The following is a 21,295-nucleotide window of genomic DNA, read 5'->3' on the forward strand; positions in this document are numbered from 1 at the left end:
CAACGAGCGTACGCGTCAAACGCACCGCGCAACGGCGCGCAGGTGTGAATTGCTCCAGCCAAGCCAGCCCGTCAGGGAGGGAGCTCATGACCGTCCCGCAGACCACCAAGCCAGACGTCGCAGTTGCCGAAGACCTGGACACCCAGGGCCCATCGGCTGACCTGGTGCGCGTCTACCTCAACGGCATCGGGCGAACCGCGCTGCTCACCGCACAGGAAGAGGTCGACCTCGCCAAGCGCATCGAGGCCGGGGTGTTCGCCAAGCACCTGCTGGAAACCAGCAACAACCTCTCCCCCGAGCGGCGCTCCGACCTCAACGCCGTGGTCCGGGACGGTCGTCGAGCCAAGAACCACCTGATGGAGGCCAACCTCCGCCTGGTGGTCAGCCTCGCCAAGCGCTACACCGGTCGCGGCATGCCGCTGCTGGACCTCATCCAGGAGGGCAACCTGGGCCTGATCCGTGCGGTCGAGAAGTTCGACTACACCAAGGGCTTCAAGTTCTCCACCTACGCCACCTGGTGGATCCGGCAGGCCATCACCCGCGGCATGGCCGACCAGAGCCGCACCATCCGCCTGCCCGTCCACCTGGTCGAGCAGGTCAACAAGCTGGCCCGCATCAAGCGCGACCTGCACCAGAAGCTCGGCCGGGAAGCCACCGACGACGAGCTGTCCGAAGAGGCCGGCATCCCGGTGGAGAAGATCCTCGACCTGATGGACCACTCCCGCGACCCGGTCAGCCTGGACATGCCGGTCGGTGCCGAGGAGGACGCGCCGCTCGGTGACTTCATCGAGGACGCCGAATCCGCCGACGCCGAGAACGCGGTGATCTCCGGCTTCCTGCAGGACGACCTGCGCCGCGTGCTGGCCACCCTGGAAGAGCGCGAGCAGTCGGTGATCCGGATGCGCTACGGCCTCGACGACGGCCAGCCGCGCACCCTGGACCAGATCGGCAAGGCGTTCGGCCTGTCCCGCGAGCGGGTCCGGCAGATCGAGCGCGAGGTCATGTCCAAGCTCCGGCAGGGCGACCGCGCCGACCGCCTGCGCGCCTACGCGAGTTGAGGGGGCGGGTGCGGGTGACGTGTGCCTGCGGAAAGCACAGGCCACCACCGCCCCTCCAATGATGTTGCGGGGGCCGAGCCCCCGCAGACCCCCACGGTGCGGTGGTGACGTTCAGGAGGGCTCCTCGCCCTCCTGGCGTTCCCCACCCTGCTCACGGACCAGCCCTTGTTCGGTCTGGTCCGTGGGGCGCCCACTGGTCCGTGGGACGCCCAGGGGTTGGGGGTTGGTCCGCCCGAGGTTTTGTTGTTGACCCGGTTGGCTTGTTGACCTTTTGGGGTGGTGGGGGCAGGGTTTTTGGGCTTGGGGGTTTTGTTCTTTGGCTTCGCGGTGGGTTTCCGCCGCTTTCTCCGGGAGGCCGGGGTCGTCGTTTGGACGGGTCCGACCTCCCGACCCTTACTTGGGCGGGCCCTCGGCTCGACGTTCTGAGGGTCGCGCTGGGTTTGTGCGAACGGCCTGTTCACCTCGTGCTTCGAGGTGAACAGGCCGTTCGTCTTGGTGCGGTCAGGGCTTCGGGGTGAACTTGTGGCGCCAGCGGGTCAGCTCTTGTTCCGTGGCTCCGTGGGATCGGAGCCAGCCCGCCGCTCCGCCTTCGTGGGCGGCGAAGGTCGCCAGGACGCTTTCGATCGCCTCGGTGGGAGTCGACATGAGCTCTCGGACCACTTCCTCGTCCACACCTGGCGGGAGGACCGGGGCCGCGTCCAGGCGCTTGAGGACCCCGAACATGTTCTGGTCGGTGCGGGCGTAGTCGGCCACGATCGCGTCTTCGCGGACCCCCACCGCGCTCAGCAGCATGGCCGCCGACACCCCGGTGCGGTCCTTGCCCGCAGCGCAGTGGATCAGGACCGGGCCGTCGGCTTCCAGCGCGATGCGGAACACCTCGACCAGCTTCTTCGAGGCTCCCTGCAGGATCGTCTGGTAGAGCTTGGTCAGGTCGTGCGCCGAGTCGTCGAGCTCGAGCTCGACCTCGTCGAGGTCCTCCAGCAGCGGGATGTGGCGCACCTCCGCGACCTCCGCCAGCGGGTGCTGCTTGCCCTCCGTCTCCCACGAATCGCGCAGGTCGACCACCACCTTCGGCGGCCAGCTCGGCATGCCATCCGGGGCGCGATCGCCGGTGTGCGGCGCATCACTGCGGTAGACGACGCCCGTTCGGGTCATCGCACCGTCCCCGACGGGCTGTCCGCCCAGGTCGCGAAGGTTGACCAGCCGGTCGAGTGGATCCGTCGTCGACAAAGTGACCTCCGTAGCTGCGGGCACCGCTCGAAGTGCGGCGACAAGTCCTGCTGCCAGCGTCGCAGGTTCCGCACCGCTCCCCGCACACCGGTCGGAGGCGTTTCGTCACACCTGAGCCACCCCCGTGGACGCGCTGATCCACCACGCGGTTACATGGGGCATCGCGTAACCCGAACGCGCGCAAAGGAGCCGCGACGTGACCACCACGAAGTTCGATTTCACCGAGGTACTGCCGCTCGGCCCCGACAACACCGAATACCGCCTGGTCACCGACGAAGGTGTTCGAGTGGTCGAGGCCGCGGGGCGGCGCTTCCTGGAAGTCGAGCCGACCACGCTCACCGCCCTGGCCAGCGAGGCGATCAAGGACATCCAGCACCTGCTGCGCCCGTCGCACCTGGCCCAGCTGCGTGCGATCATCGACGACCCGGAAGCCAGCCCGAACGACCGGTTCGTGGCGACCGACCTGCTGCGCAACGCGTGCGTCTCGGCAGGCGGCGTGCTGCCGATGTGCCAGGACACCGGCACCGCGATCGTGATCGGCAAGCGCACCGAGTCCGTGCTCACCGGCGGTCAGGACGAGCAGGCGCTGGCGCGCGGCATCTTCGACGCCTACCAGGACTTGAACCTGCGGTACTCGCAGATGGCTCCGCTGAACTTCTGGGAAGAGCGCAACACCGGCAGCAACCTGCCCGCGCAGATCGAGCTGTACTCCAAGGCCGGCACCGATCCGCAGTACGACTTCCTGTTCATGGCCAAGGGCGGCGGCAGCGCGAACAAGACCTTCCTCTACCAGGAGACCAAGGCGCTGCTGAACCCGACGCGGCTCGGCCGGTTCCTCGAGGAGAAGCTGCGCTCGCTGGGCACCGCGGCCTGCCCGCCCTACCACCTGGCGATCGTGGTCGGCGGCATGTCCGCCGAGTTCAACCTCAAGGTCGCCAAGCTCGCCTCCGCCCGCTACCTCGACGAACTGCCGCGCGAGGGCTCGGCGTCCGGGCACGCGCTGCGCGACGTCGAGATGGAGCAGCAGGTCCTGGAGATGACCCGGCAGTTCGGCATCGGCGCGCAGTTCGGCGGCAAGTACTTCTGCCACGACGTGCGGGTCATCCGGCTGCCGCGCCACGGCGCGTCGCTGCCGGTGGGCGTCGCGGTGTCGTGCTCCGCGGACCGCCAGGCCAAGGCCAAGATCACCCCGGAGGGCGTGTTCCTGGAGCAGCTGGAGCGCGACCCGGCCCGCTACCTGCCGGACGTGGCCGACGAGCAGCTGTCCGACGAGGTCGTCAAGATCGACCTGAACCGCCCGATGGACGAGATCCGGTCCGAGCTGTCCAAGCTGCCGGTCAAGACCCGGGTGTCGCTGACCGGTCCGCTGGTGGTGGCGCGCGACATCGCGCACGCCAAGATCGCCGAGCGCCTCGACGCCGGCGAGCCGATGCCCGAGTACCTGCGCAACCACCCGGTGTACTACGCCGGTCCGGCGAAGACGCCCGACGGCTACGCCTCCGGTTCCTTCGGCCCCACCACCGCGGGCCGAATGGACGCCTACGTGGAGCAGTTCCAGGCCGCGGGCGGCTCGCTGGTCATGCTGGCCAAGGGCAACCGGTCGGCCAAGGTGACCGAGTCCTGCCGCACCCACGGCGGCTTCTACCTCGGTTCCATCGGTGGCCCGGCGGCCCGACTGGCTCAGGACTGCATCCGCAAGGTCGAGGTCTTGGAGTACCCCGAGCTCGGCATGGAGGCGGTCTGGCGGATCGAGGTCGAGGACTTCCCGGCCTTCATCGTGGTCGACGACAAGGGCGACGATTTCTTCGCCGAAGCCACCAAGCCGACCCTGCAGATCTCCTTCAACCGCTGAGGGAACGAGCACGAACTAGAAACATCTGAGTGCGGGTCGAGCTTTCTCCGGCAGGACGAGAACTCGACCCGCACCAGCGGAGAACGCCGCATTTCCTCAGGAGCCCCACCTCCCTTTGGAAATACGGCGTTCTCCTCATCTACTCAATGAGCCTTTTCCATCCTGTCTGGTCTGCGACTGCGAGGCATGACCGGCACCGCCACGCAGGACGAGGATGGAAAACCTCACTGTGTCCTCGCGGCAGGATTCCGTTGTGCGCCAACGATCAGCGCGGCACCTTGACGTCTCGCTGTTCCAGGACGACCTTGCGGGCGTCCAGCGGGGCGTCCAGGCGGACCGCCACCGGCGGGTAGCGCAGGTCCATCGTGCAGATCCCCGGTGGCTCCGGGGTTTCCTCGACCAGGACGAGCTTGACCAGCTGCGGGGTCTGCTCGGCCACCTCGGCGTGCACCTTGCTGCAGCCGCCTTCCTGACCGGTGGCCACGAGGGCGGTCCCGTCGTCCTGGGTCCAGACCTTCGTCGGGTACCCCTTGGGCAGCGCCGAAGAGTCCAGCGAGCCCTCGGCGACGGGGGTGCGTTCGTTCTCCGGTTTCGGCTGCACCGGTCCCGGCGGTGCCGGCGGCTGCCCACCGAAACCCACTTCATTTGTCGGCTGTTGGGCGCAGGCGGCCAGCGCAAGGAGCAGAGCCCCCGCACCCATTGCGGTGTGTAGGCGTCTCATGCCCTAGAGACGGAACGGGCCGCGCGGCGGGTTGCGTGGAAATCGCACCGATCCTCAACAGCTTTCCCACAGTCCGGAACTGCTGGTAATCGGTCACCTGGTCGTGGTTTGGTCGATGCGATCCACTTCCAGCCTTGGAGTGACGAGAAATGTCGACCACTGCCACATCCGCCCCAGAGAGAACTGCGCCCCCGGAAGAACCGCAGGGAAAACCGCAGTGGGTTCCGCTGACCGTCGGCGTGATCGCAGCTGTGGCCCTGATTGCTGCCGCAGCCGCCGTGGTCGGGGTGAAGTCCGCCGTGCTGGCCGCGCTCGGGCTCGCCCTCGGACTGACCCTGTTCCACTCCCGGTTCGGGTTCACCTCGGCTTGGCGGCAGCTCGTTTCCGTCGGGCAGACCGAGGGAATCCGGGCTCACCTGCTGATGCTCGGTGCGGCGTCGATTCTGTTCGCCCCGATCCTGGCCGGCGGGGTGTCGTTCTTCGGCGGTGAGGTGGAAGGAAACGTCTCACCGGTCGGTCTCGGCCTGGTCGTCGGCGCGCTGCTGTTCGGCATCGGCATGCAGCTCGGCGGCGCCTGCGCCTCCGGAACCCTGTTCGCCGTCGGCGGCGGGAACAGCCTGCTGGTCGTCACCCTGTTCTTCTTCATCTGCGGTTCCGTGCTGGGCGCCCTGCACTTTCCACTGTGGACTTCCGACGCGATCACCCTCGGATCCTTCTCGCTGGCCGAGGACACCAGTCTGGGCTACTTCGGCGCGCTGATCGTGCAGCTGGCGGTGCTGGGTGCGATCGGGTTCGCGGCGACCCGGTGGGCTCGTCGGCACGACGCTCCCCCGGCTGGTCGCCCGCCGACGTCGCGCGGGCTGTGGCGGGTACTGCGCGGTTCGTGGCCGCTGTGGGTCGGCGCGATCCTGCTGGCCGCGCTCAACGCGGTCGTGCTGCTGACCCGCGGTTCGCCGTGGGGCATCACCTCGGCGTTCGTCCTGTGGGGTTCGAAGGCGCTGCAGGCGGTCGGCGTCGACGTGGCGAGCTGGCCCTACTGGCAGGGCGAGCGGGCTGCGTCGCTGGCCGGTCCGCTGCTGGCCGACTCCACCTCGGTGCTCGACTTCGGGATCATGGTCGGCGCACTGGTCGCCTCCGCCGCGTCGGGCGCGTTCTTGCTGGTCAAGCGCCTTCCGGCGAAGGTGGTGCTGGCGGCGGTGATCGGGGGCCTGCTGATGGGCTACGGGGCGCGTCTGGCCTACGGCTGCAACATCGGCGCCTACTTCTCCGGGATCGCCTCGTTCTCGCTGCACGGCTGGGTCTGGGGACTGCTGGCCCTGGCAGGCACCTGGATCGGGCTGAAGCTGCGCCCGCTGTTCGGCCTCGGCGTTCCGAAACCGACCGACTCGGTCTGCTGATGCGAAGGCGGGTGGGATCGACGTCCCACCCGCCTCGTCATCTCAAGCTCAGGAGTGGACGGACGGCTCGTGCGCGGCCGCGATCCAGTCCCGGATCCACTGCGAGAGCGCACCGCCGTTGCGCACCCAGCTGAAGTGGCCGAGGTTCTCCGCGCCGGACGTGTCCCGCGTGTAGTGCTTGGACGTGCGCAGCGCGTGCCGCGCCTTGCCCGCCAGGTGGTCCACTGAGGACTGCGGCGCCAACCGGTCCCCCGCGACGCTGACGGTCAGCAGCGGCATCCGCATCTCGCCCAACCCCGCTTCGTAATCGGTGGTCGAGCCGTTGAGGCGGTACTTGCTCGTGCGGGCTTGACGTGCCCAGTCCTGCATCAGACCTGCCGCCTGCCGACCGCCGAAGCCGAAGCGGTGGCCTGGCCAGTAGCCGAGCAGCGTCGAGGCGCTGGCCACGACCTGCGTGCCGATCAGCGTGCGCAGCTTGTAGTAGCCGGGGAAGCTCCGGAACCACACCGATCCCGAGGCGATGAGCGCGACGCCCTGCACCCGCCCCTGGTGGCGTGCCGAGTGCAGCATGGCGATCTGGCCGCCGAGGCTGTGCCCGATCAAGAAGCGCGGCGCCTGCGGCAGCACCGATCCGACCAGGTCGAGGACGCCGTCCAGGTCGTCGATCAGGCTCTGGTAGCCGTAGCGCACGCCGCGGGCCGCCTGCGGTTTGCTCTCACCTTGGCCGCGCAGGTCGTAGGTCACCACGGTCAGGCCCTGGCGGTGCAAGTCGGCCACGAACGGCCGGTAGTAGCGCGCGGGCACGCCCATGGCGGGGACGAGCACGACCACCGGGCTGCTCGGGTCGTCCTGCTGGGCCGCGCGCACCTTGATCCGGTGCGGTCCGGCCGAGACCAGGCCGAGCACGACCGAAGCGGGTGCGTCGGGCTCCGGGATGCCAGCGGCGGTTTCGGTGTCCACGAGGCACAGATTAACGGAACGCTTGCGTCTCGGACAGGGCGTCAGCGGAGCCGCCGCGGCCCGGTGTCCAGCACCGCGGGCGACTCCCCGATGGCGACCTTGGCCCCGGTGACCACAGCACCCGCCGGCGAAGCCAGCACCGGGCGCAACGCCAGCTCCCGCACCTCCGGCAGGTCTTCGGCCAGCGTCGCCACCCGCAGCACCAGGTCCTCCAGCGCCGCGAGATCAGCGGGCTCGCTGCCCCGGTAACCCGCCAGCAGCGGCGCCGCCCGCGGCGCGCGGACCAGCGCCGATACGTCCACATCGGACAGCGGGAGCGCGCGGTACGCCTTGTCGCCGAGCAGTTCGCTGGCCACCCCGGAAAGCCCGAAGGACACCAGCGTGCCGAACGACGGGTCGTCCATCAGGTCGATCACGCACGAAGTTCCGCGCACCGCCATCCGCTGCACGTAGACCTCGTCCATCCCGGACACCCCGTGGATGTCGGCGTAGGCCGCGCGCACCGCATCGGCGCTGCCGAGGTCGAGCCGGACGCCCACGAGGTCGTTGCGGTGGCGGAGCTGATCGTCGACCGTCTTCAGCGCGACCGGGTATCCGAGCTCCTCGGCCGCGGCCACCGCCGCGTCCACGCTGCTCACCCGGCGGAACGGCACCACGTCGATGCCGTAGCAGGCGAGCAGGCTCAGCACGCGCTTGTCCTCGAGCGTGGTGACACCGGCCGCCAGCCAACCCTCGACCAGCGTCCGCGCCCGCTCGGCGTCGACGTCCGGGGGCCGCACGAAATGGCCCTGCGGCGCGGCGCGCCACTGCGCGTAGCGGGTCACCCTGGCCAGGGCCAGCACCGAGCGCTCCGGGCTCGGGTACGACGGGACGGACCCCTTGCCCGCGATGCCGTCCGCACCCGGCACCACCAGCTCGTCCGGCACGCCTTCGGCGGCCAGGAAGGTCGTCACCACCGGCTTGGACCGCGCGACGTCGGCCTCCTGCAACGCCTCCCGCATGGCCCGCGCGTAAGCGGTCCCGGGAACCGCTACCGGCGGCGCGAACACCGTCACCAGCGCATCGACGTCCTCGCGCAGAGCGGCGTCGCGCACTGCGGCGGCGAAGTCCTCCGGCCCCGCCGACGCGCCCACATCGACGGGATCGCCTGCCAGCTGCAGCCCCTGGGCCTGGGCCACGTCCGCTGCGAGCATGCCCAGCGCCGAGGAGTTGCCCACGATCGCAACGCGATCGCCCTGCGGCAGCGGCTGGTGCGCCAGCAGCAGCGCGGTGTCGAACATCTGCGCCACCGACTCCACGCGGATGACACCGGACTGCTCGAACAGCGCCTGCACGCTGGTCTCGTCCACCTGCACCGAGGTCGCCGCCAACCCCGGGCGCACCGCGTTGCGCCCCGACTTGACCACCACGATCGGCTTGCTGCGGGCCAACCGGCGCGCCAGCCGGCCGAACTTGCGCGGGTTGCCGAACGACTCCAGGTAGAGCAGCACCACGTCGGTGGCCGGGTCGGTCTGCCAGTACTGCAGCAGGTCGTTGCCGGACACGTCGGCGCGGTTGCCCGCCGAGACGAACGTCGACAGCCCCAGCCCGCGCTCGGTCGCGGTGGCCAGGATCGCCACCCCGAGCGCACCGGACTGGCAGAAGAACCCGGTCCGCCCGCGGCCGGGCAGCTGCGGGGCCAAGCTCGCGTTCAGCCTCAGGTCCGGGGCGGTGTTGACCACGCCCAGCGCGTTCGGACCGACCACCCGCATGCCGTGCACGCGGGCCTCGCGGACCATCGCGCGCTCGACCTCGCGCCCGGCCGGACCGCTCTCGCTGAACCCGGAGCTGACGATGACCAGGGTCTTGACCCCCTTGGCCAGGCAGTCGTCGAGCACCTCGGTCACGCCGGCGGCCGGGATCGCCACCACGGCCAGGTCCACCTCGTCCGGGATGTCGAGCACCGAGGCGTAGGCGCGCACGCCCCGTACCGAGCGGTGCTCCGGGTTGACCGGGTACACCGGCCCGGAGAAGTCCGCGGTGAGCAGGTTCGTCAGGACCGCGTGGCCGATCTTGCGGTGGTCGGTGGAAGCCCCGATCACCGCCACCGACCGCGGTCTCAGCAGGTTGTGCACGCTGCGCGCCTCGGCGGCCTGCTCCCGGGCGCGGGCCACCGCGACCGACTCCTCGGTGAGGTCGATGTCGAACTCCAGGTGCACGACGCCTTCCTCCATCGCGCGGCTCACCTGGTACCCGGCGTCGCGGAACACCCGCACCATCGTCGAGTTCTCCGCCAGCACCTCGGCCACGAAGCGCTGCAACCCCCGCTCCCGAGCGGCGGCCGCGAGGTGCTCCAGCAGGATCGACCCGAGACCGCGCCCCTGGTGCGAGTCCTCCACCACGAACGCGACCTCGGCCGACCGCTGCTCGCCCAGCCGGTCGAAGCGGCCCACCGCGACGATGTCGTCCCCGAGCAGCGCGACCAGCGCGACCCGGTTGACGTAGTCGACGTGGGTGAAGCGCTCCACGTCGCGCTGGGGCATCCGCGGGTAGGGGCCGAAGTAGCGGTAGTAGCGGGTCCGGTCGCTGAGCCGCCCGTGGAAGGCGATCAGCTTCTCGGCGTCCGCACCGGTGATCGGCCGGATGTGCACCGTGCCACCGTCGGAGAGCACCACGTCGGCTTCCCACTGCCGCGGGTATTCCACTTCCTCCGGGGCCTTCTCCTGCCCCTGAACCGTTCCGTCCACTTCGGACTCCTCAGTCGCGGCTGTCGACCGGGTCGAGACCGTGCAACGGAAACACCGCGTGCCGGGTGTCGCGAATCGCGGTGTCCACCGAGGACGCGGTCACCCCCGTCCAGCGCTCGAACGACGGGTCGGCCCCATCGGTCATCGACGTCGGCAGCGGCACGTTCTCGGAGACCCGCACCGCATGCGCCATCCAATCCTCCGGGATGGTCGTCTCCGGCGCGACGTCCCGGTCCAACAAGGTGGCCAGCAGGTGCGTCCAGGCGCGCGGCACCACGCGGAACAGCGAGTACCCGCCACCGCCCAGCGCCAGCCACTTGCCACCGGCGCAGCTGTCGGCCAGCTCCCGCAGGTCCTGGTAGGTGGCGCGCTGCCCGTCCACGCTCTTCGACAGGTCGGCCAGCGGATCGTCGCGGTGCGCGTCGGCCCCGCACTGCGTCACCAGCACCTGCGGCTGGAACGCGGACAGCACCGAGGGCACCACCGCGTGGAACGCGCGGCGCCAGTCCGCGTCCCCCGTCCCCGGGGGTAGCGGGATGTTCACCGCCGTGCCGTCCGCCGCGCCGCTGCCGATCTCCGTGCTGAACCCGGTTCCCGGCCACAAGGTGAGCGGGTGCTGGTGCAGGGAGATGGTCATCACCCGCGGGTCGTCGTAGAACGCCGCCTGCACGCCGTCGCCGTGGTGCACGTCGACGTCGAGGTAGGCGATGCGCTCCACGCCCTGCTCGAGCATCCACGCGATGGCCACCGAGCAATCGTTGTAGATGCAGAACCCCGCCGCATGGTCGGCCATCGCGTGGTGCAACCCGCCCGCGATGTTGAACGCCCGGTCCACCTTGCCCGACACGATCTGCTCCGCTGCCCGGATCGAGGCGCCCGAGATCAGCGCCGCGGCCTCGTGCATCCGGTCGAAGATCGGGTTGTCCTCCGTGCCGAGCCCGTGGCCGACCTCCCAGCCCGCCATCGGCGCGGCGCGCACGGCCTCGATGTACTCCCGGGTGTGCACCCGCAGCAGGTCTTCCTCGGCCGCCGGTTCCGGCTCGAGCACCTCGACGCCGTCGAGGACTCCGAGCGACCTCGCCAACCGCATGGTCAGGTCCAACCTGATCGGATGCAGCGGGTGGTGCCCGCCGAGGTCGTAGTCGAGCAGCGACTCGTCCCACACCACTGCGCACTGAGAACCCATGGCCCGGACGCTACCCGCCCTGTGTCCGCCAACACAGTGTTCCAGGACACTGCGCTGCGCTTGATCGAGCTGGCCGGATCGTTCGGTCAGCCCGCCTCCTCTCCGGTCGCGGCCGGGCGGTCCGGGTCTGCCGACCAGTTCGACCACGAGCCCGCGTACAGCGCGGCCGGGTGCTGCGGATCGGTCACTCCGGCGTGCTCCAGAGCGAGCAGCACCGAGCAGGCCGTCACGCCCGAACCGCAGTACGCACCGACCGCCCCGCCCGCGCCGACGCCGAGCGCGGTGAAGTGAGCCGCCAGCTCCTCCGGGGAACGCCACTTCCCGGCGTCGTCCACGTGCGCGGCGAACGGTGCGTTCAGAGCGCCCGGAACGTGCCCGGCCCGCGGATCCATCGGCTCGACATCACCGCGGTAGCGCTCCGGTGCGCGCGCGTCCAGCAGCGTCCCCTCGCGGGCGAGCTGCGCTGCGCCGTCGGCGTCCACCACCGGCATCGAGCCGGGCTGGACCCGGAACCCGCCTTCGACCGGCTGCGGCTTCTCAGTCGTAGTCGGCCGCCCCTCCGCGGTCCACGCCGCATACCCGCCGTCGAGCACCGCCACCTCCCGATGGCCGGCCCAACGCAGCAGCCACCAAGCGCGGGCAGCGGCTGAACCGTTGTCGGCGTCGTAGACGACCACCGGCCGGTCCGCGTCCACCCCGGCCCGCCGCAGGACGGCTTCGAAGTCGCCGGGTTCCGGCAGCGGGTGGCGGCCCGCCGGACCGGGTTCCGAGGCCAGTTCGGCGTCCAGATCGACGAACACCGCGCCCGGCAGGTGGCCCGCCTCATAGGCGTCCCGGCCGGGTGGTCCGAGCAACGACCAACGGACGTCGAGCAGGGTCGGGGGTGCCTGCTCCGCCAACGCGGCCATGAGATCATCGGTACTGATCAAAGGATCCATCTGGACGGCCTTTCGTAGCCCGGCGACGAGGTCGGTCGAAAATCCTGGCAGTCAACTCCCCGACCGCTGACTGCTGTCGCCCGGGGCGACTAGCATCGTGGTTGGGACTGAATGGGGAGCCGACGTGAACGATCTCATCGATACCACTGAGATGTACCTGCGCACCATCTACGACCTCGAAGAAGAGGGCGTTGTTCCACTCCGGGCACGGATCGCCGAGCGGTTGGAGCAGAGCGGCCCCACGGTGAGCCAGACGGTGGCCCGCATGGAGCGCGACGGGCTGCTGACCGTTGCCGAAGACCGGCACCTCGAGCTCACCAAGACCGGCCGCGCGCGCGCCGTCAGCGTGATGCGCAAGCACCGCCTCGCCGAGCGGCTCCTCGTCGACGTGATCGGTCTCGAGTGGGAGCACGTGCACAACGAAGCGTGCCGCTGGGAGCACGTGATGAGCGAGGCCGTCGAGCGCAAGCTCGTCAAGCTGCTCGGCCGTCCCACCACGTCCCCCTACGGCAACCCGATCCCCGGCCTCGACGAGCTCGGCGTGGACGACACCGAGACCTCGGCCGAAGGTGACCTGCAGCGGGTCGACGAGATCGCCCGCAACGGCGGTGGGCGGGCGGTCATCCGCCGCATCGCCGAGCACGTCCAGCTCGACCCCGACCTGATGACCGAGTTGAAGGACGTCGGCGTCGTGCCGGGCAACGAGGTCGAGATCATGTCGGTCATCGGGCCGAACAAGCCGATCGAGGTGCGGGGCGACAACGGCACCACCGAGCTGACCACCGGCATCGCGCACGCGGTCATGGTGCACGCCAAGTGACCTCGGCCGAGCGCGCGGCGGCAGCGTTCGCCGAAGAGCACGGCGGTGCCGCCGACGCGGTCTGGTCCGCCCCAGGCCGGGTGAACCTCATCGGGGAGCACACCGACTACAACGACGGGTTCGTGCTCCCCTTCGCCCTGCCGCACCGCACCGCGGTCGCGATCCGGCCCCGCACCGACGGACTCCTGTCGACGGCGACCTACGGCAGCGACGGACGACTCCACCGCAGTCCCGAGACCAGCATCGACGAGCTGCGACCGGGCTCGCCCACCGGCTGGGCCGCTTACCCCGCCGGGGTCGCCTGGGCGCTGCGCGAAGCCGGTTTCACCCTCGGCGGGGCAGACCTGGTGATCGCCGGTGACGTGCCGACCGGTGCCGGTCTGTCCTCTTCGCACGCGCTGGAGTGCGCGACGGCGCTGGCGCTGCTCGACACCGCGCACGCCGCGCCGGGGCAGCCGGGCGCGCCGAGCCTCGGGGAGATCGCGCGCCTGGTGCAGCGGGCCGAGAACGACTTCGCCGGGGCGCCGACGGGCCTGCTCGACCAGACCGCTTCGCTGGCCTGCACCGAGGCGCACGCGCTGTTCTTCGACGTGCGCTCCGGCGACGCCGAGCAGATCCCGTTCGACCCGCTCAGCGCAGGCCTGGAGCTGCTCGTCATCGACACCCGCGTGAAGCATTCGCACAGCGAATCCGGTTACGGAGAACGCCGGCGGGGTTGCGAGCGCGCAGCGGAGCTGCTCGGGCGCAAGGCCCTGCGCGACGTGACCGCGGCAGAGCTGCCGACGGTGCTGCCGCAGCTTCCGGAGGAACTCCGGCCACTGGTGCGGCACGTCGTCACCGAGAACGACCGGGTGCTGGCCACAGTGGACGAACTCCGCGCCGGGCGGTACGCCGAGATCGGGCCGCTGCTCAACGGCTCGCACGTCAGCCTGCGCGACGACTACCGGATCTCCTGCCCCGAGCTGGATCTCGCGGTCGACACCGCCTTGGCCACCGGCGCGCTGGGCTCCCGGATGATCGGCGGTGGTTTCGGCGGTTCCGCGATCGCCCTCGTACCCGTCGCCGACCGGCCGCGGATCGAGCAGGCCGTCCTGGACGCCTTCGCGCAGGCGCACCTGACCGAACCCCGGCTGTTCACAGCGGTACCCTCCGCCGGTGCGGGGCGGGACCGGTGACCACCGGGCGACCGCTGCCGCTCGCCGGTCCACGGCGGCCGAACTAGAACTCGCACGGAAGGCAGTACCGAGTTGAAGCTCCTCGTCACAGGCGGCGCCGGCTACGTCGGAAGCGTGTGCGCCGCACGCCTGGTGGAGTCCGGTCACGAGGTCGTCGTGGTCGACGACCTGTCCACCGGGCACGCCGACGCGGTCCCGGACGGCTGCAAGTTCGTCGAGGCCGACATCGCCGCGGCGGCGGGCGAGCTGCTCGCGGAGCCGTTCGACGGTGTGCTGCACTTCGCGGCCAAGTCGCTGGTCGGCGAATCCATGCAGGACCCGCAGAAGTACTGGCAGGGCAACGTGGTCACCTCGCTGCGGCTGCTGGACGCGATGCGCGAGCACGGCACGCCCCGGCTGGTGTTCTCCTCCACCGCGGCGACCTACGGGGAACCGGAGGTCTCGCCGATCACGGAGGACACGGCGACGCGGCCGACCAACACCTACGGCGCGACGAAGCTGGCCATCGACCACGCGATCACCTCCTACGCCAACGCCCACGGCATCGGCGCGGTCAGCCTGCGGTACTTCAACGTGGCCGGCGCGCACGGCGCGTTCGGCGAGCGGCACACGGTCGAGACGCACCTCATCCCGATCGTGCTGCAGGTCGCACTCGGCCAGCGGGAGCAGGTGCAGATGTTCGGCGAGGACTGGCCCACCGCCGACGGCACCTGCGTCCGCGACTACATCCACGTCACGGACCTGGCCGACGCCCACCTGCTGGCGCTGGAGAACGCCGTCGCCGGCGAGCACCGGATCTACAACCTGGGCAACGGCACCGGCTTCTCGGTCAAGCAGGTCATCGACACCTGCCGCCGGGTGACCGGTCACCCGATCCCCGCCGAGGTGGCGCCCCGGCGCGCCGGTGACCCGGCGACGCTGGTGGCGTCGAGCCAGCGCGCGCGGGACGAGCTGGGTTGGCAGCCGCAGCGGGCCGACCTCGACGTCATCGTGCGCGACGCCTGGGAGTTCACCCAGCAGCGCCAGCAGTCCTGACCAGCGGTTCCCGGACCGTCGGGTGTTCACGTTGTCCTGCATCACCAAGCTCCGTCCTCTTCGAGCATGATCCGGGCGTCTTCAGCGGCGTCTCTGGCGATGACGGCCAGTTCGGTGGGCGGCAGGCCGGCTTCCATGGCCTGCCGCAGCAGGGCGCCCAGCTGGTGGTCCGGCTCGACCCGCTCGATCCGTTCCAGCGCGACCCCGGCGAGCGCCCCCTCGCCGCGCAAGTAGGCGGAGAACGCCAGCAGCGCGGCGACTTCGGGCAGTTCCGGGTCCGGGGCGTTGCGGACCAGGGCGAGCCAGAGCTCTTCGGCCGCCTTGGCCGTGTCGCCCAGCGCGGTGCCCAGGGCGATGTCGCGGACTCGGGTGTCGGACACCGCTAGCAGCACTCGCAGCTTGTCGTCCTCGGTCAGCGCGGAACCGCTGGCCGCCCGCTGAATCGCCGCGTGCACGAGCTGCACGTCTCGCGACACCCTGGCCGGATCGTGGTCCTCGATGCGTTCCTCGGCCAGCGCGTCGAGCTTCGCCGACCAGCGCGTGACGGCCTGGGCCGACTCGGGGGCCACCAGTGCGCGGAGTTCGTCTCGGCTGCCGAAGGTCACCGATCCCGCTGCGGCCATCGCCGCCGCGACCGGCGAGGACTTCGGGTCGGGGATCTCGCCGAAGCACTCCGGATCGGAGTAGCAGCGCCAGCTCGCACCGGCCTGGATCTGCGGCGCCCACATGGCGTGCGCGGTCACGATTCCGGCCCGGTGGAAGGAATCCCGGATCACGTCGACCAGGTCCGCGAGCGGCGGGCCGGTATCGATCTCGTCCGCACCGGTCCCGTTGAGCAGTGGTCGCCGGCAGGCGCCGGCGCAGTTGTCGTCGCAGGCGTCCGTGCTGGGTTCCTCCCCTATGACGACGAGGATGACGGCTTCCGCCCGCTGCCGTCCCAGCGGTCCGGACAGCAGGTATTCGCCGAAGCCGCACATCCGCATCGAGCACGGCAGGTCCGTGCGCACCGTGACGCCGAACCTCGGGGTGAACCCCAGGTCGTGCAGCGTCAGCACCACGAGCGAGTTGGTCGGGTGGAAGCCGAGCATGTGCGGCACCGCGGCCAGCACGTCGTCGGGTTCGGACAGGGAAACGGTGGTGTTCAGTCGAGTTGTCATGCCACCACGATCACCGTCGAAACCCGTTGTGGAAAGGGGTTTTTCGAAATCTGTGGATCAATAGGTCCGGTGTGGACAATTGTCGAGCAAGACCTCAAAAAGTCCACTATGGAATGACATTCGGCCGGGTGAAGCGGATCGCTTGATCGGCGAATGCGCTCCGAAACCGGCACAACAACACGAAGTTCTATCAAAAACGGGCGGCCGGAGCCGAAGCTCCGACCGCCCGTTGAAACCCGCGGACCGCTACCTGACGGACCCGACCACAGGCAACGTGATCGACGTCCGGGACAGGTCCAGCGCCAGCCCCGCGCCCGGCTTCGGACGCAACGTGAAGTCGTGATCGCTGGACAGCACCACCACACCGATGCGGTGCCCAGGCGCGAACACGTAGTCGTCCGGCTGCATGGCCACCTCGATCTGGTAGGTCTGCCCGGGCTTGATCGGGGAGGTCATGTCGATCTTCTGCCGGTTCTGCGGGTCGGCCCACCCCCGGGTCACCACCGACACCGAGCCGTCCGGCGCCTGGTCCACCAGCAGCGCGGTCACGTTCGCGGCAGGCCGGTCGAAGGCCAGGGCGAGGTCCGCCCGCACCGTTCCGCTGACCCTGACCTGCTCCGCGAGCGGTTCGCCGAAGTAGGCCAGCCGGTTCGGCGAACCCGGCGCGGCCGCGAGGTCCTCGGCAGTCCGGGTGGCGTCGTCGCGCAGCGACTCAACGGCCCGGTCGGACTTCTTCTCCGCAGTCAGCCCACCCCGCTCAGGACCGCCGGGAGCCGGTCGCAGGACCACGTCCTCGGCCTGCGGCGACGGCCATTCCGGCTCCTGGACCCAGCTGCCGTCCTCGCGCTGAACGGTGGCGCGCGGCTCGCCCTCGACCCCGTTGGGCACCTGGTACAGGTAGCGGGTGAACCAGCGGTTCAGCTCGCGCAGCCACTCCTCCTTGCGGAGCCGGATCGGATCGGTGTGCCCGGACTGGTGCCACCAGATCTTGTGCGGAACGTCGCGCTCGCGCAGGGCCTCGTACCACTGGGCCGCCTGCCTGGTCTTGACGTTCCAGTCGTTGAGCCCGTGCACGGAAAGCACTGCGGCCCGGACGTTCCCGACGTCGTTGAGGTAGTTGCGCTCGTCCCAGAACGGGCTGTAGTCGCCGGTGATCCGGTCCTGGTCCGCCCGCAGCTGGTCGAGCACCGCGCGGCACGGTTCGCGGTCGGCCCGGGTGTGCACGTACTCGGCGAGCACGTCGGCGTCTTCGCCCTGGTAACCGCCGGGCGCGACGACCGCTCCGTCGCTGCGGTAGTAGTCGTACCAGTTCGAGATCGCGCCGATCGGCACGATCGCTTCCAGCCCGTCGACGCCAGTGCTGGCCACCGCGTTGGGCAGCGTGCCGTTGTAGGACACGCCCATCATCCCGACCTTGCCGGTCGCCCAGCCGGCAGCCGCGGGCGCGCCGTCGGCGCTGTGCCCGGGCGCTCGCGAGTTGAGCCAGTCGACGACCGATTTCGCGCCGATGGTCTCGTTCTCGGCTCCGGTGGTCGGGCATCCGGTGGACTCCCCGGTGCCCAGGGATTCCGCGTACACCACGGCGAAACCCCTGGACAGCAAGTACTCCTCGTAGTCCCACTTGATGTCGGCGGCCACCGCCATCCGCTCGTCGGCCGCGGAAGTGCGCAGCGACCGGTTGCCGGGCGCCTCGGGCACGTAGAGCTCGGTGTCGACGTTGTGGTTCGGGACGTCGTTGCCACCGGAGAAGTAGGGGCTGGCCTGGTAGACGACCGGAACGCGCAAGCCCTGGTCGGTCTCCTTCGGGCGCACCACCTGGACGTGCACCCGGTCGTCCTGCCCGTCGCGATCGCTGTCCACGGGCGCGGTCACGAACAGGTCCTCGCGCACCGCCTGCGCCGGGTCGAACACCGGCTGCGCCTCGCCGTCCTGGAACACCGGGCCCTGCGGCGGTTGCGCCACCGCGGGCGGCCCGCTCAGCGGTAGGACGCACAACGCAGCCAGCAAACCCATCCGAACGCGCCGCATGCAGGCTCCCCGGGAACGACGAAGGGACATGACACCAGGACATTTCTTAGCTCGAAATGCCCGGTCAAGCACGTTCCAGGCGGGTTTGCGCCAAATTTCCCCCCTCCCGTCCCGGTAGAGTCGCGGAGGCTAGTCCGCAGCCAGCTGCAAGGAGTGCGCATGTCCATCCCGTCCAGCCTGCTCACCTCGGCCGGTTTGATCGGCGGTTTCGCGGTCGCCCGCGCCACCAAGCACCGGCACTGGGGCGGAGTTGTCGCGGCCGGCGCCGGGCTCGCCGCGATGGAGACCTGCCGCCGCCGGACCGGTGTCGTCCCGGCTCTCGCGCTGGGCGCCACCTACACCGCAGCGCTGACCGGCTCGCACCCGCTGGCCAAGAAGATCGGGGCCTGGCCGTCGGTCTTCTCCGTCACCGGCGCGACTGCTGTCGCCGCTCACCTGCTGGCGAAGCACCGCAGGTAAGCACGAGCGCACCACCGGAATCGCGACGATCGCGGCCAGGCCCACCACCAGCAGCGGGCCCGCCGGGTGCGCGGTGTGGAAGACCAGGTGCGGCACGACCCAGACGAGGTTCGAGACCAGCGCGACGAGGACCAAGGGCCGGTCGAGGAGCACCGCGGCTGCGCCGAGCACCACTGCCATGGCCAGGTTCATCGCCCCGAAGTCGCGGAACAGGTGCTCGTTGAACGGCGGGTAGTCGCTGACGGTCGGCACGTCGTCGTAGAACGACTGCGGGAAGAACAACGTCCAGATACCCGTTGCGACGTGCACGAAGGTCAGGACGAACAGACCTGCGCGGAGCCAGCTGCGCATCGTCACCGCGCTTCTCCGGCGAGGAAATCGCTGAAGGTCACGCGGCCGACCGCGTGCTCCGGGGCCAGGTGCCCACCCCGGCGATAACCGGCGAAAGCTGCGCCCGGCACGCGGATCGGCAGCACGAGGCGACGGCGTCCAGTCGCGGCCAGGTACTCGCGGGCGAGGTCGCGGTGGCTGCGGATCTCCGGCCCGCCCATGTCCGGGACGCGTCCCGCCGCAGCACCGACCGCGAGCTCGGCCAGGCGCGCCGCGACCTCCTGGACGTCGATCGGCTGGAAGTCCACCCCCGCGAGCGCGGCGATCACGGGTGATCGGCGTTGCACCGAGGTCATCCGGGCCACCAGGTCGTGGAACTGGGTGGTTCGCAGGATCGTCCACGGCAGTCCCGAGCTCACCACGCGTTCCTCGGCTTCGAGCTTCGCCCGGTAGTAGGGCAGCGGCACCTCGTCGACGCCGACGATCGAGATGTAGACCAGGTGCGGATCGCCGCTGCGCCGCGCCGAGTCGATCAGCCGCTGCGTCGCCGCCACGTCCTTGCGCCCCAACGTGGTTGCGCAGTGCACGATGGCGTCGACTCCCGAAGTGGCCGCGTCGATGCCCTCTCCCGTGCGCAGATCCCCGGTCGCCCACTCGTACCCTGCCGCGGCCGGGCGACTCCTGCGGCTGAGAACTCGCAGGTCGTGCCCTGCATCGAGCAACCGCTCCACCACTGCTCTGCCCAGCGTGCCCGTCCCACCCGTCACCAAAATCGGATTCCGCACTCGTCCATCCTTTCCCGAAGACACCACGAGGACGAGCCGAAGCCGCAGAACGTTACACCCGCGGGTGCCGCCACCCGACGGCACCCGCGGATGCCCGGTCAGCCCTCGATCGGCGCGAGCCGCCACAGGGAGATGACCTCGCCGGCGCGAGCGGCGTGGAACGGATCTCCGGGCGCCGCGGCCTTCGGATGGCGGGGCTCGGTGTCCGATCTGGCGACGACGCGGAGCCCGGCCCGGTGAACGGCGTCGAGCAGCTCGGCCCGAGTGCGCAAGCCGAGGCGTTCAGCCAGGTCCGAGAGGATCAGCCACCCCTCCCCTCCTGGCTGCAGGTGGTCGGGCAGCCGGTCGAGGAAGTCCAGCAGCATCCGGCTCTCCGGGTCGTAGACCGCGTGGTCCAGCGACGAATGCGGCTGGGCCGGGAGCCACGGCGGGTTGCACACGACCAGCTGCGCGCGTCCCGGCGGGAAGAGATCGGCCTCCACCGGCTCGATCCGGCCGGTGAGTCCCAACCGCCGCACGTTGTCCTCGGCGCACCGGATCGCGCGTGCCGAGCTGTCCGTGGCCACCACCCGTGCCACGCCGCGGCGCGCGAGAAGCGCTGCCAGCACGCCGGTTCCGGTACCGATGTCGAATGCGGTCCGGACCTGCGGCAGCGGAGCATCCGCGACCAGGTCGACGTACTCGTTCCTCGTCGGGGCGAACACCCCGTAGTGCGGGTGGATGTGCGCCCCGAGCGCCGGCACTGCGACGCCCTTCCGCCGCCATTCCCCCGCACTGATGACGCCGAGCAACTCCCGCAACGGGACGACGTACGGCGCGTCGACCTCGCCGTACACGTCGCGGCAAGCAGGACCGACGTCTGGTGCGCGACGCAGCTCCAGCGCGTGGTCGCTCTCGATGCGGACCATGACGAGCGACAGCACCCGTGCTCTTCGCGACTGCTCCTGCCGGTGGTGCAAGAACGCTTCGGCAGCGGACGAGGTGCGCTTCTGCGGCCGCTGGAGACGGCGGGAGAGCGCGCTGAGGAGTTGGCGGGCCTGGTGGAAATCGCCCTGCCACAGCAACCCGGTCCCCCGGGATACCAGCCGGTATGCCCGGTTCGCGGACATCCGGTCATCGGCGTGGACGAATCGGACCGGTGGTTCTGCGCCGTTCGCCGAGAACCAGCGCAGTGCGTTTCCGGGCATGACCTGCTGCGCGCAGGCAGCATCGCCTTCTGGGAGGTGCATGGATGAACCGCTCCTGCTGATGCGGTCGGATGCAGCTCAGCAGCGAATTGCGCGCTTGAGCTGCACGAAGTGGGAGGTGGACGCTCAGATCCCCAGCCGGGCGCGCACGCCTCGGCCGGTGGGGCGAGATCCGGAACTAACCGACCACAGCAGCATGAACAGGAGCCGTCATGCCGTGGAGGCTAACGCACCTGCCCGGCTGCGCCGTG

The 21,295-nt window shown here is 70.2% G+C and carries 17 protein-coding genes; 6 read left to right on the plus strand and 11 right to left on the minus strand.

The annotated features are described in order from the left end of the window. Positions 1 to 86: 86 nt before the first annotated feature. Positions 87 to 1,058, plus strand: coding sequence for a sigma-70 family RNA polymerase sigma factor (locus ABTZ89_RS00880; RefSeq protein WP_351038651.1), 972 nt, complete (start codon positions 87 to 89; stop codon positions 1,056 to 1,058). A gap of 501 nt (positions 1,059 to 1,559) precedes the next feature. Here the strand turns inward: ABTZ89_RS00880 and ABTZ89_RS00885 are convergent. Continuing rightward, a complete protein-coding gene (locus tag ABTZ89_RS00885) occupies positions 1,560 to 2,312 on the minus strand; it encodes a tyrosine-protein phosphatase (protein WP_270947990.1) in 753 nt (250 codons plus the stop codon). 172 nt (positions 2,313 to 2,484) lie between these two features. On the opposite strand from ABTZ89_RS00885, the gene ABTZ89_RS00890 reads away from it, so the two are divergent. Beyond that, on the plus strand, positions 2,485 to 4,140 hold the full coding sequence (locus ABTZ89_RS00890; RefSeq protein ID WP_351038653.1) for a fumarate hydratase: 1,656 nt from the start codon (positions 2,485 to 2,487) through the stop codon (positions 4,138 to 4,140). A gap of 265 nt (positions 4,141 to 4,405) precedes the next feature. On the opposite strand, the gene ABTZ89_RS00895 is transcribed toward ABTZ89_RS00890, so the two are convergent. Next, positions 4,406 to 4,741, minus strand: a complete 336-nt coding sequence (locus ABTZ89_RS00895; RefSeq protein ID WP_270947992.1) for a hypothetical protein — start codon at positions 4,739 to 4,741, stop codon at positions 4,406 to 4,408. Between the two features lie 269 nt (positions 4,742 to 5,010). Between ABTZ89_RS00895 and ABTZ89_RS00900 the strand changes: the two genes are divergently transcribed. Beyond that, positions 5,011 to 6,258, plus strand: coding sequence for a YeeE/YedE family protein (locus tag ABTZ89_RS00900; protein WP_502949495.1), 1,248 nt, complete (start codon positions 5,011 to 5,013; stop codon positions 6,256 to 6,258). Positions 6,259 to 6,306: 48 nt separating this feature from the next. Here the strand turns inward: ABTZ89_RS00900 and ABTZ89_RS00905 are convergent, their stop codons facing one another. From ABTZ89_RS00905 to ABTZ89_RS00920, 4 genes are all read right to left on the minus strand, one after another. Continuing rightward, complete coding sequence (locus ABTZ89_RS00905; RefSeq protein ID WP_351038658.1) at positions 6,307 to 7,218, minus strand: alpha/beta hydrolase family protein; 912 nt, start codon at positions 7,216 to 7,218, stop codon at positions 6,307 to 6,309. 41 nt (positions 7,219 to 7,259) lie between these two features. Beyond that, positions 7,260 to 9,944: a bifunctional acetate--CoA ligase family protein/GNAT family N-acetyltransferase gene (locus tag ABTZ89_RS00910; RefSeq protein ID WP_270947995.1), complete on the minus strand. Its 2,685-nt coding sequence runs from the start codon at positions 9,942 to 9,944 to the stop codon at positions 7,260 to 7,262. Between the two features lie 10 nt (positions 9,945 to 9,954). Then, the gene (locus tag ABTZ89_RS00915; RefSeq protein WP_351038660.1) at positions 9,955 to 11,130 is read right to left on the minus strand and encodes an acetoin utilization protein AcuC; all 1,176 of its coding nucleotides are present in this window, start codon (positions 11,128 to 11,130) and stop codon (positions 9,955 to 9,957) included. An 86-nt stretch (positions 11,131 to 11,216) separates the two neighbouring features. After that, positions 11,217 to 12,068 carry a sulfurtransferase gene (locus tag ABTZ89_RS00920; RefSeq protein WP_351038662.1) on the minus strand — a complete coding sequence of 284 codons (852 nt, stop codon included), beginning with the start codon at positions 12,066 to 12,068 and terminating at the stop codon, positions 11,217 to 11,219. A gap of 124 nt (positions 12,069 to 12,192) precedes the next feature. Here ABTZ89_RS00920 and ABTZ89_RS00925 point away from each other — a divergent pair, with 124 nt between their 5' ends. From ABTZ89_RS00925 to galE, 3 genes are all read left to right on the plus strand, one after another. Next, the gene (locus ABTZ89_RS00925; RefSeq protein WP_270947998.1) at positions 12,193 to 12,888 is read left to right on the plus strand and encodes an iron-dependent transcriptional repressor DtxR; all 696 of its coding nucleotides are present in this window, start codon (positions 12,193 to 12,195) and stop codon (positions 12,886 to 12,888) included. Then, positions 12,885 to 14,063 (plus strand): galactokinase, encoded by a 1,179-nt coding sequence (gene galK / locus ABTZ89_RS00930; protein WP_351038664.1) that lies wholly within the window; start codon positions 12,885 to 12,887, stop codon positions 14,061 to 14,063. The genes ABTZ89_RS00925 and galK overlap by 4 nt, the downstream gene beginning before the upstream one ends. Before the next feature lie 72 nt (positions 14,064 to 14,135). Continuing rightward, a complete protein-coding gene (gene galE / locus ABTZ89_RS00935) occupies positions 14,136 to 15,098 on the plus strand; it encodes a UDP-glucose 4-epimerase GalE (RefSeq protein WP_351038666.1) in 963 nt (320 codons plus the stop codon). A 41-nt stretch (positions 15,099 to 15,139) separates the two neighbouring features. On the opposite strand, the gene ABTZ89_RS00940 is transcribed toward galE, so the two are convergent. From ABTZ89_RS00940 to ABTZ89_RS00960, 5 genes are all read right to left on the minus strand, one after another. Then, positions 15,140 to 16,255, minus strand: a complete 1,116-nt coding sequence (locus tag ABTZ89_RS00940; protein WP_351038668.1) for a DUF4192 domain-containing protein — start codon at positions 16,253 to 16,255, stop codon at positions 15,140 to 15,142. Positions 16,256 to 16,501: 246 nt separating this feature from the next. Next, entirely contained in the window at positions 16,502 to 18,283 is a 1,782-nt protein-coding gene (locus tag ABTZ89_RS00945) for a Xaa-Pro dipeptidyl-peptidase (RefSeq protein ID WP_351038670.1), read from the minus strand. Between the two features lie 129 nt (positions 18,284 to 18,412). Next, positions 18,413 to 19,099 (minus strand): hypothetical protein, encoded by a 687-nt coding sequence (locus tag ABTZ89_RS00950; RefSeq protein WP_351038672.1) that lies wholly within the window; start codon positions 19,097 to 19,099, stop codon positions 18,413 to 18,415. Continuing rightward, positions 19,096 to 19,857 (minus strand): SDR family oxidoreductase, encoded by a 762-nt coding sequence (locus ABTZ89_RS00955; protein WP_351038674.1) that lies wholly within the window; start codon positions 19,855 to 19,857, stop codon positions 19,096 to 19,098. Before ABTZ89_RS00955 ends, ABTZ89_RS00950 begins: the two co-directional genes overlap by 4 nt. A 98-nt stretch (positions 19,858 to 19,955) precedes the next feature. Beyond that, positions 19,956 to 21,086 carry a methyltransferase gene (locus ABTZ89_RS00960; RefSeq protein WP_351038676.1) on the minus strand — a complete coding sequence of 377 codons (1,131 nt, stop codon included), beginning with the start codon at positions 21,084 to 21,086 and terminating at the stop codon, positions 19,956 to 19,958. Between the last annotated feature and the right edge of the window lie 209 nt (positions 21,087 to 21,295).

The sequence above is a fragment of the Saccharopolyspora sp. NPDC002686 genome (genome assembly GCF_040295745.1).
In the GTDB taxonomy this organism is placed as follows: Bacteria; Actinomycetota; Actinomycetes; order Mycobacteriales; family Pseudonocardiaceae; genus Saccharopolyspora; species Saccharopolyspora oryzae.